Here is a 12,114-nt window from a genome sequence, read left to right as displayed (position 1 = left end):
AAGGTCTTTTTTTAATCAATTAAACATATAGAATGGATTCTGTTAATGCCAGCTAGAAGAGGCGTAATTTAATAGAAAAATAAAGCTTTGGTTTTTTTGAGCGGAACAATCGGACAGCATTACAGATTACTTTGTTACAATATTCTCTAACCTCATCACCAATTAACACACCAGTACCAAACCATCACTAAGAGAAACACTCCATAATTATTATTTTTTCATTCTTTCTCTTTGATATAAATTTTTGGCTTAAGTTTTAGAGCTATAGCGTTTTATCCATAGTGCCGTCTACGGTTTAAATTATAAGCTAAAATGATTGTTTGTTCTGCGTCACTGCAATTTTCCAGCAGTGACGCAGCAACATTCACCTTATTTAACCCTCCCACATCAAGCATCAAAAACCCATTTGTCCTGACGCACCAGATAAGATAGGACAAAATATTCCTTGAAACGGTATTGCTCCCAGATCTGCACTTTGTTATTTTAAATGAAGCATGACTGATGAATCGGTGAAAATCCGATGAAACGCTTAGGCGTCTTATGCTAAGCCACTCTCATTCCCTAACCTTGTGGCTGGACGTATAGTCGGGAAACCCTTCAGGAACCTTTACCATTCGGTAAGGGGAGTTCTTCGGAACTCTAAGTCATTTCATTTGACCATGGATTAGAAATAAAGCTCTGCTTTATCGCTTTCATTTACTTTATTGTATTGAGGAGAGAAAACCACAAAAAACTAGCAGTTCAGGCAAGATCGTTTGCCTTATAACGATTGATTTGCCCCCTTCTTCGAGCTTTACGGCTTTTGCCGGGTTTCAACAGAGAGTGAACCGCTCGACCAACACTAAACAATACACAGGGCATTTATTTTTTTAACTCATTTTTGCGGATAGGAAGATGCGTACACAATCCTTAAGACAATTCGCTAATCGACAAATCAGACAGGATAGGCAAGGTAAATACCTGTATCGTAAGCACCGTGCCTATGTCATCCATAAGATGATTGATGACTTGTTTGTTATTCGGCAAATGCCACCTTCATGGCAGGCTTTGCAATCTGAGCAGGTTCACAAGTTGGTGCGTTACTGGAAAAAACAGAATATTAATCCAGTCACTATCATGCGATACATGACCATCATTCGTCGTTTTTTGCAGATGAATAATTGCTCCATTACTAATATTGATAATCAATCACTCGAACTCTCAAGACCTAAAGCAAGAAAAAAGAGAAAGAAAACAATCTCTCCAGATATTTGGAAGTCGCTTCAAGATCCTATAGCCAGAGTAATCATGGGATTTCAAACTGAGTTTGGACTCACTTTCAAAGAAGCGATTCTGATTAAGCCACATATTCAAGTCAGCGAACGCTCTCTTTGGATAACCCGGGATATTGCTTTTAATTCCACTGACCGCACCATACCTATACGAACTGAAAACCAGAAAGCGATACTCAATCTTTTTAACTGGCTCACTCAACAAAATGATAACTTGCTCCAATTAAAATCTTATGAGGAAATCCGCATCATCTGGCGCAGTGCATTGGCAAAGCACCGTTTATCCAGTACCAAAAGCTGGCGATTTTTGTATGCCAAACAAATGTATTATTGCCTGTTGCCTGAATATGAAAATTACAGGGCTTGCTTGCTAATACGTGATGAGATGGGAATAAAATCTCGGAATACGCTGTGGTTATATCTTAAAGAATAAAAATTAATCTGGGACAATTGGGACATGAGGGACAGCCCGTAAATACTGGCTTGTAGCCGTCCCAAGATGTCCCAATATTTCAAAATAATGGGACAAATAGTTCTGATTTATCGAAATAGGATTACTCTCCACCCCAGATTTTATCTGTAAACATGTATAGTCTGGGTGTTCCAACTCCCCTAATCCTTGGTTTATGAGAGGGCGATCCATCTGCTGCGGGCTTTAGCCAACCTTCATTCATTAATACACGGACTACCATTCTAGGTTCAAACCCCATGCATAGCTCTTTTTTAAAGACTTCCGTTAATACCATATACACGCGAAAACCTGCATCATCGGTGAGGTAAAATCCAGCACGATTTTGAATCCTCTCATTGTTTGGCGTTCTGATATTATCAAACCGACTGGCACCATGAGATTCAAAAAATGCTCTGACTTGAGCTAATATCGCTCTGTCCTCCTTGTTACCCTCTATTCCAAAATGATCCAGCCATGCTCTATAACATTTGTAAGCTGCATAAGTAGCCTCGCCTTCTTGCCAACCGGTCAATCCATATTGGCTAGCCAATTCGCCAGCTACAGCAACCAAGGCAAATCGCCGGGCTACGCGAATAATTTGTCCTGTTGAATCAGGTAAGACAGCGCTCTTCACAAATTCTTGCATCGCATCAGCAATACCAGTTGCAATACTCGGTTGATTTTCCACCACCTTTTGCAGCCATGCCATCCCAACTGCACCATAATACTTACTAGAGTATTCCTTTAAAGATAAAGCCATGGAAGCAGGACTGAGTTGATTATGGATTTTTTCAAAAATACCCTTATTTAAACCAGCATCAGCTTCAATATCAGCCAACCGTATCTCTTGACCCGCATTGGTTTTCTGTCCTGCTCTAGCCATCAAAGACATCAAGGATTCCTCTCCAGCAGATAGAAAGAACAATGACCATCGAGACGATGGCTTGACTGTTCCATGGCGTGAAGCTCGTGTTTTACCTTGACCATTGGCCAGCAAATAAGCCGCTTCCCCTGCTTCTTTGGGATCCATCTGACTTAATTCATCCAGAATTAATAAGCCATCGTTATGCAAAGCAGCTAATCCTTCAAGTCCATTAGTGGTACTACGCCATAATCGGCAATAAGACTGTGGATTTCCCCAAACCGAAGCAGCTACTTTTAAAGCGGTACTTTTACCACTAGAAGATGCACCTCTAAAATGAAATCCACCTGAATCTTCACCAGCAATCTTTGCTAAAGCAGGAGCAAAAGCAGCGGCTATGGCGAAAACTAACCGAGAATTCCCAGAGGCGAGATGGCCTATTGATTCTCGCCAATCATCTACAGTACCGGATACAGACATAGCAGATTCAATCGCATGGCTATTTTGAAAAACAATTTTCTCGGAGGAGTGTCCAAAGATTTGTGCAGGAGTGACAAAGAGGTTTTCATGCCACCCCAATTTCTCGACACAACGTGCCCGATCTTCAACAGGGAACACCTGCAAATAAGTAGCCAGTAAATCCCGAGAAATTCTATGAGGTGAAATGGTTAAACCAAGGCTAGCCAATTCTCGTCTTACTTCAGAAGCGTCTCCTTGTAACAAGGCTAATGGCATTGCCCATTGATGAATGACTCCATCATCATCCTGCCACTCAAGTAATCGACCCCACTCCCCACTTTTAGCATCACGGGTTTTAGCCACCACATATAAAGGAGAACAAATCCACTTGGGCGCCATTGGACTACCGTCTTTATCTTTTCCAAGAAAAGACACGCCCTGCTCATTTAATTTAAAACAACCTCCAGCATATTCACAGGTTATAGGACTATGACCGTTTTTGTTTTTTAAGGTAATAATTTGATTTTGCAACATCACTGTTTCTCCAACAACGTTCATGGATGATAGAAACCCTATCCATCCGTGAACAATCTAGTTCTTCTATGTAATTTATTCGTTGACCAGTGAGAGGAATTCACCTACGTCACCAGTAGAGCGATAGATTTTCTGTTGCTGGAGAAAAGACAACACGTCACTTTTGAGATACAAAACCTTACGACCAATTTTAAGATAGGGAACGCCCTTTCCTTCCCAACGATTGCGTTCCAAAAGTTGGGTGGAACAATCTAAAACAGCGGCCAAAGTGTGTTGATTAAACAACGCGGAAGTTGGTGCGGATTCAAATTCGTTTAACAGTTGTAACCGAGATAGTCTTTTATTCATATGGAACCTCATCAAATGATTATTCATTCAGCTTAATGCCGACGGTATGCGTCCTGCTCGATGAATATCAGTTGACTGTCCGGCCGGATAATAGTCGTGATATTTCATTTTCCGTTACTTTTACAGAACCGTGGATCCGCAAAAGTTTACTGCTCAGGTGAAGTATTGCGTGGGATTTAAAAGGCTGTCAAGCGCTTTAAAGCCCGCTGATCTGATTGTTATTAAATGATATTATTTGTTACTAAAAAAATTTTTCTGGCGGTGTTTTGTCCCATTTGTCCCAAGTGAAATTTTTACATTGGGACACCTAAAGCTCGGTGCTTATATAAGTGTCCCAATTGTCCCAAATGCCCCACTGAATTTTTTAATATTAATTTGTTTTAGCTTAAGCAAAGACCTAGTATGGTTCAAACACGATGCCTAAAAATAAGCGGGTCAATACTAAACGAATATTATATAATCGCGAAGTTTAAGATTATGGACGTAATATAGGGAAATACACATGGAAAGACTCTTTAAAATATTATTTATTTATATACTTCTATCTTGTAATTTGTTTGCCTCAGAGGCTATTAAAGTATTTCCCCAATTTATAGGTTATTCCTTTGCCGAATATGAACCCTATGAGTTTATTCAAGATGAAGATACTTGTGCAGACTCAGCCAAAATTACAATTAATACTCCAATGGATTTTCATAATGAAAATGAATTTCCTGTTATTTTTTATTCTAAGCTTCCCTCGAAACCTGATTGCAAATGGGATATAAATTACAGCGCTGATGCTATTTCAGATAGCATTACTTCAAATTATGATATGAGTAGAATTAAAAAAGCACTTACTGCTCAAGCATCCTGTATTTCATCGGAAAGTGGACGATTTAATTTTTTTAAATTGACAGCCCATCCTGTCTATCTCTGCCCTTCAAATACAATCTTCACTGGTGCTGGTTGTATGACAATCGATAAAGAACATTGCTCAGGCGATATTGTTGCAAGAGATCTGGATACCTCAATACCAATGATAAAACTACAAGGACATGTAGGACTAGTTTTCAGATTCAATTGGAATGCTGATGATACTCCAATTGATGTCGGTGACAAAATGCCTATCTACACCCTTGAAGTACTCAAAAATGCAAATGTAATAAATTTAAACACTATTGATAGCTTTGTAAATACTGTCCCAGGTGGATATTGGGGTGAAAAATTCGGAGTTAAATCATACCCATATTTAAAAAATGATGATTTAAATTTGATTTTTGAATCTCTAATTGATTTATTAGAAAAATTAGAAACTGGCATCCCCATAAGCTACAATTTCAGCTGGCATGTTAGCAATGGCGAGATTACTTCGAGGTTTAAATACATTGATGGCCAATTTAAACAACAATACTTTCAACAACCTATTGGATTTCGTTGCGATACGTTTATAAAGTATCTTTTTGAAAATGGTCCGGGTATTAAATTCGATACAGGATTATTTATCACACCACGCTTGCTTTATATAAGCTTATTACATCTGAGAAACGGCAAAGATATCCCACTTTCTATTATGCCCACTCCTTATAATATTCCCCTTGATATCGACATTGAAAATGAAATTAAAGATGCATTAATTAACGACAATGTAGATCGCCTCGATGCACTAACGTTTACTTATTTTTCGGATAGCAACATAACTGATGATACCAAAGCAAAATTCATATTTTCTTTAGCTAGTTTATATTTTGAGGAAGAGTATAAGTCACAATACTTGTTGGATTTACTTTATGAGCTTAAACTTTTTGGTATCTCATCAGATCTTGTAACCCTGTACTTTAATACTACTAATAATGAAACTCGCGCAAAATTATATAAACTGATCGAATCTTCAATTTTATTTAAAACCAAAGAAGAGACAGAAGAGTTATCTAGATCAGATATTAATAAAATTATTTTCATCAATGATTTTCTTCTTCATCAAGCTAACTCTGTAACTCTTCAAAGTACGGTAAATAAGAAATTCATTGTTCAATTAAAGCATATTCTTTCACTACACAACAAAGAATTGAACTCAAATAAAAGCAATAAAAACTTGTGGAAAAAATTATCAAGATAGCCACTAGCTTTAACTTCTTCCAACAGTGTCAATCATCTTATAAAGCAAACTATTCTTGGGCTGAAATTAGTTTAGCCCAACCTTGCTCCCTGATTTTTTTATGATACTTTACCATCGTTATCTGGGAGCACTGCTTATCGCTTGATCAATATTCAGTTTCCAAGTTTGGTAGCGTAAGCTTGCTATAATTAATACAATAAAATCAAATCCCGGCAAACAGATCTATGAAAACAATATTTGCAACGTTACTCATTATTGGTTTTTTAATAAATGTTTTAACTCTGCAATCTAATACAGTAGAGATATCAGGCTTAACATTTATTCTACCCAATCTGAGTTTGAAGATTAAAATTTTTCTTGCTGCATTTTACATTTTTATTATTTTATTATTTGTATTTTTGACTATTCAGGACATCAAAGATGAACAGATTGATAATATATATTTACGAATATATCGTGAGTATTTTCTTCAGTATATTAAATCCAATAATGGACAAAAAATTGATGATCTAACAATACTATTTCCTCAATTAGATAGTTCAACTGATATTTCTTACCTAGATAATACATTGGTCCTAAAAACATCTAATGTATTTAATGATGGAAGCTATCAACCTCCTGGTTATATATTAAATATAAAAAAAATCCAATATAACTGGCTCAAAATAAAATTCCACCTAAAAACCGCTTTGAGTTTGAAAATTATTCCTTATACCGGTTTACTGATGTTAACTCTGATCAATCTATTATTTTTTATTTTAAGCCTTGTATGTAAGGCACATGATTTCTACCTAATAACGGCACAATAAAACAGTCAATATATTCATATTATTAAATTGAATTTTGATTATTGTAATACGAAGCCTCTTTAAGCCCTAAAACCGCCCCAATTCTTTGAGATGCCGAAATAAAACTACAAAATGCTATTAACTCTACAATCTCAGCTTCTGAAAAGTAACTTTTTAATCGAGCTATTTCTTTTTCATCAACTAAGTTGGAGATTGCAAATTTATTGGCAAATCGAAGTGCTTCGATCAAACGATTATCCTCTAGGTTTTGATCGGGTGGGCCGGCCTTTGCCATACAGTATTGGCATTGGTTATTGAATGCTAACGCTCTTCTTACTTGCTCGAGAAAATCTGGGCTAAAGGTTGAGCTTTGAAAAAAACTCGATTCAAGCTGACTCCAATCCGCAAGTATTTTAGGCGCATGACCTAAAAGACGCTCGAATGGAGATGAACCACAATCTGATAATTGAATTAATGTCATTTATCTCTCATTTTTTTCTATGTCAAACTGCGACACATGTGCGACACAATAATTAAATACAACAGCCGTCTTAACGTAACCTATTGATTTTACTATGCCGCTGAGAGGAGTCGAACCTCCGACCTCTTGATTACGAAACTTTATTATACCGATATCAAACAATATCATTTAATTTCAAAAATAGCAAAAAACCCTTTATTTATAAGAAATAATTGAGTTTTAGCAATTCAATTAGTATCATTTGATAATATACCTATACATAAATTTTGGTACCAAAAATGGTACCAAAATAAAAAGGACTGTGTAGATGAAATTTATCGATAGCTATATTAAAAATCTCGCGCCAGAGACCACCTGGTTTGAAAAAATAGAATCTTCTGGATTAGGTATTAGAGTAATGCCAAGTGGTAATAAATCTTGGTTTTACCGTTTTAGTATGAATGGTAAACGTCAAAAAATGACCTTAGGAAAATATCCAGCTATTAGTCTAAAACAGGCTCGTGAATATCTTGCTAAAGCGCAAAGTTTAAAAGAGCAAGGTATAAATCCTATAGAAAATACCAAGCTAGAAAAATTAAAAGAAGACAATACCTTTTCAAAATTAATACAGTCTTGGTACGAAAATTATGCCGTTAAAAATAGAAAGCAACCACGCCCTATCAAATATCAGATTGACTCAGAAATAATTCCTCTACTAGGCGATACTGTACTTGATAAGTTACAAACCAAAGATATTACAATCGCCCTTGACAAAATAGTACAACGAGGAGCGCCAATTCATGCGAATCGCATTCTCAGCACTATTAAACAAGTTCTAAACTATGCAGTGAGTCGTGGTTATATTCAATATAATCCAGCTACCAATATACGATCACGTGATATCGGTGGTATTGAAAAGCCCAGGGAGCGGGTACTATCGCCCGAAGAAATAAGAATAATATGGAAATTCCTTGAAAGCGATAAAAGCCAAATGTCTGAATCAGCCAGGTTAGCAATTAAAGTTATTATACTTACTGGTGTTAGAACAGGTGAAATCCGACTGGCACAATGGCATCAATTTGATTTTGAGCAATCTTTATGGACTATTCCTCCCGAGCATTCAAAAGGAGGAATAACTGTAAAAATACACTTGAGTGAACTTACAAAAAAATTACTACTTCAGTTTAAAGAACAATCTGTCTCCCCTTTTGTAATTCCAGGCATAACAATCGATGTTCCTATGTCCAAAGATGCCCTTCCACGCGCAATTAAAAGAATTCAGAATCGGGTGGGAATTCCTGAATGGACTGCCCATGACTTAAGAAGAACCTTTGCGACACAATTGGGTGAGTCACTAAATATTGATCCCGTGGTGATAGAAAAATGTCTTGGCCACAAAATGCCTCGTATTATGGCTACTTATAATAAAAATGAGATGCTACCCCAACGCAAAGAGGCATTGGATTCCTGGGCAAACCATATTGCAAGATTAATCTCATCAAAGGATTGAAAAAATCATATGAACTGCTCTATAATTAACTTAACACAACCGCCACGCCTAGAGGATGTTAGTCCTTGCGTAACCTTGGCGGTTTTTTTATGCGTATTGCTATGAATAATCCTCTCATTAAATATCTAAAGCCAGCCCTGAGTTTCCAAGATCAACTGGAAAAACTTCAAGCAAAAGGGCTTATTATAAATAATTGGCCTTCAGCCCTGCAAAGCCTTTCTAATACCAACTATTATCGGCTTAGTGCCTACTGTTTACCCTTTAAACGTTCAGATACAACAGGAAATATCACCGAACAATTTCAAGATAATGTTACATTTGAAAATGTCATAGATCTCTATGAGTTTGATCGTAAACTAAGATTGTTAGTAATGGATGGATTAGAGCGAATTGAAATTTCAGTAAGAACCAGTATTGCTTATCACCTTGCTCATAGTTATGGACCATTTGCTTTGTCGAATCCTCAAAATTTCCATCAGCAATTTGAACATAATACCTGGTTAGCACAAATTAATAACGAGATAGAGCGTTCCAGAGAGTACTTTATTGAGCATTATAAAAATAAATATCTGGGCTATCCTAACTTACCAATATGGATGGCAATAGAGGTTTTATCCTTTGGTGCATTGTCGGTCTTATTTAAAGGGCTTAAAAATGAAGACAAAAGGATAATTGCTGAGGGTTATAAGTTACATCCAAAAACTTTAGCCAATTGGCTATACTTTCTAACTTATGTAAGAAATATATGTGCTCATCATAGCCGCCTTTGGAATAAAGATTTAGCCATTAAACCCAAAATTGATGCGATTAATGAACTTTGGCTACCTCCTATTACACCAAGAAATGATCGCTCATATATTATCTTGTTGATCATCAGAAAATTACTAACCACTGCGGGTAATGGCAAAGATTGGGCAATATCATCCGAGAAACTTATTCAGCCTATTATTGAAAAATATGATTGGGCGCATGAAAGCATGGGAATTCCAAGGAGCTGGTTAGATCATCCATTGTGGAAAGAAGTTCAATAGCCCACATAATATGGGCTATTATGCTAAGATAATCGCATGTTTTGTTGAATCCAATGATTAACTGTCTCAGAGTGCCATGCCAGTGTTGTGCCATTTAGTTTAACTGGTTGTGGAAATTTTCCGCTAGTCCACCAACGCCTTAATGTCAAACGGTTACGACCAAGAAGCTCCTCTAAATCAGTAATAAACAAAATCTGTTTTGGCATTTTATTATCAGAAAACTGCATCTTAAAGCCTCCTAATGCATGTCAGCTGGAAAAAGCTTCTCAGCTTTCTGCTCTCGTTTAATTTCCATATCGATAAACACAATGAATAATTTCAGCAAATTTAGCTCTACACTTCTATTTTGAAGCAATCGGTTATGGTGATAAATCAATTGCAAATATGCAATTGGTGAGTTAGATAAGTTAGCAATTCGCTGCAACGGATAGTTAGTTGCATCTAGCAAATACTGGATAATCCCCTTGTAAATACCTATTTTATTATTATGGGACATGAAAAATACTCCTGTAAATCATGTGTACTAAAGTCCAATTCACGTCAAATTAACATTTAGAATCATTTGACGAAACTTATATTAAAACAATATTAATTTTATTATCAATATGTGTTTTAAAGAAATTTATATTAAGATACGATATGATATTGAATGATATCGTTTTATATGATAATTTTTTATGACGTTCGATTACAAGGATAATTTTATGAGTAAGGGACCCTATCAATCGTTTGCTAACCGCTTGATTAGCGCCCTCAAAGATAGAGGATATACGGCCTCTCGCTCGCCAAATGGGATCTGTATTAAAACCCTGGCTGAGTTTACTGGTGCCTCTGAACAAATCTGCCGCCGTTATATACGAGGAGATGCTTTACCAGACTATGAAAAAGTCAAACAACTGGCTTTCCATCTTCAAGTAAACCCAGGCTGGTTACTATTTGGGGAAGACGAAAATGCAACAACGAAGAAGAATGAAGTCGATGAAAAATTGCTTCATTACATCTTGAAACAAAGCCATCATTTATACCCTATCTCTCAGGGAAGTAATGACGATTACGCCGATTTTGTGTTAGGATTGATCAAAGAAGTCAAAGCAATTGACACTTCGGAAAATAATTTACTAAAAATCATTGACTTGGCCATTGGTTCAATTTCTTCTTATGAAGAAAAGAGAAAAAAGCACAGTCATGCAGTTTAAAAAACTTGTAGATATGGATGTAACAGCTGTGGAAGTAAAGCTTCACCCCAAAGCCAAGGAATTTCTGTTTGAACACTTTGTCACAATACGCAGGGTGTTTTCAGATGTACTAGGGCAAGTAGAAACTGACTATGCTTCTATTGCCCTTATTAACCAGGCAGGACAGATCTTTTTCATATCCTCGAACCCAGCCATAGAGCAAAATTTAATTGAGCAAAGTCTCTGGCTATTTGACGGTTGCTATCAACCAGAATTCCTCAGCCAGGATCAACCGAAATTATGGAGCGAACTACCACATATAGGCTGCACAGAATCAATTGTAAAATACAAACAAATAAAACCTAGACTTATAACAGGTATCTCCATCCCCACTGAATATGATTCTTATAAAGCTATCTTTTCATTTGGATTAAAACGGATAAATCCATATATCCAGAACAAAAGCTCGATTCATTGCGAAAAACTGTTAGCCATGGGCAAATTTGCGTTAAGGCGAATTCAAGAGTATTTAATTTTCCCTGACAAACAGCCCTGCATGACGACAAAACCCAAACTGACATTAATCATCAACAATCAGGTGCCCCATGAACACACTCCTTGATAAAAACAACCCTATTTTAAGACAAACCGCTGATCCAATTTCTGAATCAGAATTTGGTAGCAGTTGGTTAAAAGAGCTTATTAAGACTATGTTTGGCATAATGGCTGACAAGGGGGCTGTAGGCGTAGCTGCCCCCCAAATTGGCATCAGCAAACGAGTTATTGTATTTGGTACTGATTACACCAAAAGGAGAAAACCAGAATACCCAATTCCTGATACAGCCTTAATTAATCCTTCATTAAAAATCCTATCTCAAGAAATTCAAACTGGCTACGAGGGTTGCCTTAATTGTGGTGAATTAATGGGTGAAGTTCCAAGAGCCATGGAAATTGAATATTCAGGGTTTGACATAGATGGAAATAGAATTACCAAAAAAGCTTCCGGTTTAGAAGCCCGCATTCTTCAACATGAAATTGATCACCTGGATGGATTTTTATTTTTAGACCGAGTGGAAGATCAAGATTCACTAACCACTCTATCGGCAATGCAAAGTAAAGGATAATCG

Annotated in this window: 14 protein-coding genes; 8 read left to right on the top strand and 6 right to left on the bottom strand. The window is 36.7% G+C overall.

Translation table 11 applies throughout. From position 1 onward, the window contains the following. Positions 1 to 272: 272 nt before the first annotated feature. A complete protein-coding gene (locus Lgra_RS18505; protein WP_274519572.1) occupies positions 273 to 395 on the bottom strand; it encodes a hypothetical protein in 123 nt (40 codons plus the stop codon). A gap of 499 nt (positions 396 to 894) precedes the next feature. On the opposite strand from Lgra_RS18505, the gene Lgra_RS15675 reads away from it, so the two are divergent. After that, complete coding sequence (locus Lgra_RS15675) at positions 895 to 1,704, top strand: hypothetical protein (protein WP_058500094.1); 810 nt, start codon at positions 895 to 897, stop codon at positions 1,702 to 1,704. A 121-nt stretch (positions 1,705 to 1,825) separates the two neighbouring features. Here the strand turns inward: Lgra_RS15675 and Lgra_RS15670 are convergent, their stop codons facing one another. Beyond that, positions 1,826 to 3,577: a DUF927 domain-containing protein gene (locus Lgra_RS15670; protein WP_058500093.1), complete on the bottom strand. Its 1,752-nt coding sequence runs from the start codon at positions 3,575 to 3,577 to the stop codon at positions 1,826 to 1,828. A gap of 75 nt (positions 3,578 to 3,652) precedes the next feature. Then, positions 3,653 to 3,925 carry a MerR family transcriptional regulator gene (locus Lgra_RS15665; RefSeq protein ID WP_058500092.1) on the bottom strand — a complete coding sequence of 91 codons (273 nt, stop codon included), beginning with the start codon at positions 3,923 to 3,925 and terminating at the stop codon, positions 3,653 to 3,655. Positions 3,926 to 4,427: 502 nt separating this feature from the next. Between Lgra_RS15665 and Lgra_RS15660 the strand changes: the two genes are divergently transcribed. Then, positions 4,428 to 6,023, top strand: a complete 1,596-nt coding sequence (locus Lgra_RS15660) for a hypothetical protein (protein WP_058500091.1) — start codon at positions 4,428 to 4,430, stop codon at positions 6,021 to 6,023. 224 nt (positions 6,024 to 6,247) lie between these two features. Beyond that, a complete protein-coding gene (locus tag Lgra_RS15655; RefSeq protein ID WP_058500090.1) occupies positions 6,248 to 6,832 on the top strand; it encodes a hypothetical protein in 585 nt (194 codons plus the stop codon). Between the two features lie 22 nt (positions 6,833 to 6,854). On the opposite strand, the gene Lgra_RS15650 is transcribed toward Lgra_RS15655, so the two are convergent. Continuing rightward, positions 6,855 to 7,292: a carboxymuconolactone decarboxylase family protein gene (locus Lgra_RS15650; RefSeq protein ID WP_058500089.1), complete on the bottom strand. Its 438-nt coding sequence runs from the start codon at positions 7,290 to 7,292 to the stop codon at positions 6,855 to 6,857. Positions 7,293 to 7,599: 307 nt separating this feature from the next. Between Lgra_RS15650 and Lgra_RS15645 the strand changes: the two genes are divergently transcribed. Continuing rightward, on the top strand, positions 7,600 to 8,781 hold the full coding sequence (locus Lgra_RS15645; protein WP_010946805.1) for a tyrosine-type recombinase/integrase: 1,182 nt from the start codon (positions 7,600 to 7,602) through the stop codon (positions 8,779 to 8,781). A 65-nt stretch (positions 8,782 to 8,846) separates the two neighbouring features. After that, positions 8,847 to 9,812 carry an Abi family protein gene (locus Lgra_RS15640; protein WP_013101379.1) on the top strand — a complete coding sequence of 322 codons (966 nt, stop codon included), beginning with the start codon at positions 8,847 to 8,849 and terminating at the stop codon, positions 9,810 to 9,812. Between the two features lie 23 nt (positions 9,813 to 9,835). On the opposite strand, the gene Lgra_RS15635 is transcribed toward Lgra_RS15640, so the two are convergent. Continuing rightward, the gene (locus Lgra_RS15635) at positions 9,836 to 10,039 is read right to left on the bottom strand and encodes a helix-turn-helix transcriptional regulator (protein ID WP_010946803.1); all 204 of its coding nucleotides are present in this window, start codon (positions 10,037 to 10,039) and stop codon (positions 9,836 to 9,838) included. A gap of 11 nt (positions 10,040 to 10,050) precedes the next feature. Continuing rightward, positions 10,051 to 10,308, bottom strand: coding sequence for a hypothetical protein (locus tag Lgra_RS15630; protein ID WP_013101378.1), 258 nt, complete (start codon positions 10,306 to 10,308; stop codon positions 10,051 to 10,053). A gap of 208 nt (positions 10,309 to 10,516) precedes the next feature. On the opposite strand from Lgra_RS15630, the gene Lgra_RS15625 reads away from it, so the two are divergent. The 3 genes from Lgra_RS15625 to def are packed head-to-tail and all read left to right on the top strand — an operon-like array spanning position 10,517 to position 12,111. Continuing rightward, a complete protein-coding gene (locus tag Lgra_RS15625) occupies positions 10,517 to 11,008 on the top strand; it encodes a helix-turn-helix domain-containing protein (RefSeq protein ID WP_013101377.1) in 492 nt (163 codons plus the stop codon). After that, on the top strand, positions 10,998 to 11,609 hold the full coding sequence (locus tag Lgra_RS15620) for a hypothetical protein (protein WP_011946159.1): 612 nt from the start codon (positions 10,998 to 11,000) through the stop codon (positions 11,607 to 11,609). Before Lgra_RS15625 ends, Lgra_RS15620 begins: the two co-directional genes overlap by 11 nt. After that, positions 11,593 to 12,111, top strand: coding sequence for a peptide deformylase (gene def / locus Lgra_RS15615; RefSeq protein ID WP_010946799.1), 519 nt, complete (start codon positions 11,593 to 11,595; stop codon positions 12,109 to 12,111). Before Lgra_RS15620 ends, def begins: the two co-directional genes overlap by 17 nt. Positions 12,112 to 12,114 lie beyond the last annotated feature (3 nt).

The organism is Legionella gratiana, assembly GCF_001467695.1.
In the GTDB taxonomy this organism is placed as follows: Bacteria; Pseudomonadota; Gammaproteobacteria; order Legionellales; family Legionellaceae; genus Legionella; species Legionella gratiana.
This window is presented reverse-complemented; position numbering and strand designations above follow the sequence as displayed.

Coding starts and splice junctions, on each gene's coding strand:
- Lgra_RS15635 (WP_010946803.1), bottom strand. CDS start 10,039: ATGCAGTTTTCTGATAATAAAATGCCAAAACAGATTTTGTTTATTACT.
- Lgra_RS15660 (WP_058500091.1), top strand. CDS start 4,428: ATGGAAAGACTCTTTAAAATATTATTTATTTATATACTTCTATCTTGT.
- Lgra_RS15630 (WP_013101378.1), bottom strand. CDS start 10,308: ATGTCCCATAATAATAAAATAGGTATTTACAAGGGGATTATCCAGTAT.
- Lgra_RS15670 (WP_058500093.1), bottom strand. CDS start 3,577: ATGTTGCAAAATCAAATTATTACCTTAAAAAACAAAAACGGTCATAGT.
- Lgra_RS15675 (WP_058500094.1), top strand. CDS start 895: ATGCGTACACAATCCTTAAGACAATTCGCTAATCGACAAATCAGACAG.
- Lgra_RS15650 (WP_058500089.1), bottom strand. CDS start 7,292: ATGACATTAATTCAATTATCAGATTGTGGTTCATCTCCATTCGAGCGT.
- Lgra_RS15645 (WP_010946805.1), top strand. CDS start 7,600: ATGAAATTTATCGATAGCTATATTAAAAATCTCGCGCCAGAGACCACC.
- Lgra_RS18505 (WP_274519572.1), bottom strand. CDS start 395: ATGCTTGATGTGGGAGGGTTAAATAAGGTGAATGTTGCTGCGTCACTG.
- Lgra_RS15665 (WP_058500092.1), bottom strand. CDS start 3,925: ATGAATAAAAGACTATCTCGGTTACAACTGTTAAACGAATTTGAATCC.
- Lgra_RS15655 (WP_058500090.1), top strand. CDS start 6,248: ATGAAAACAATATTTGCAACGTTACTCATTATTGGTTTTTTAATAAAT.
- def (WP_010946799.1), top strand. CDS start 11,593: ATGAACACACTCCTTGATAAAAACAACCCTATTTTAAGACAAACCGCT.
- Lgra_RS15620 (WP_011946159.1), top strand. CDS start 10,998: ATGCAGTTTAAAAAACTTGTAGATATGGATGTAACAGCTGTGGAAGTA.
- Lgra_RS15625 (WP_013101377.1), top strand. CDS start 10,517: ATGAGTAAGGGACCCTATCAATCGTTTGCTAACCGCTTGATTAGCGCC.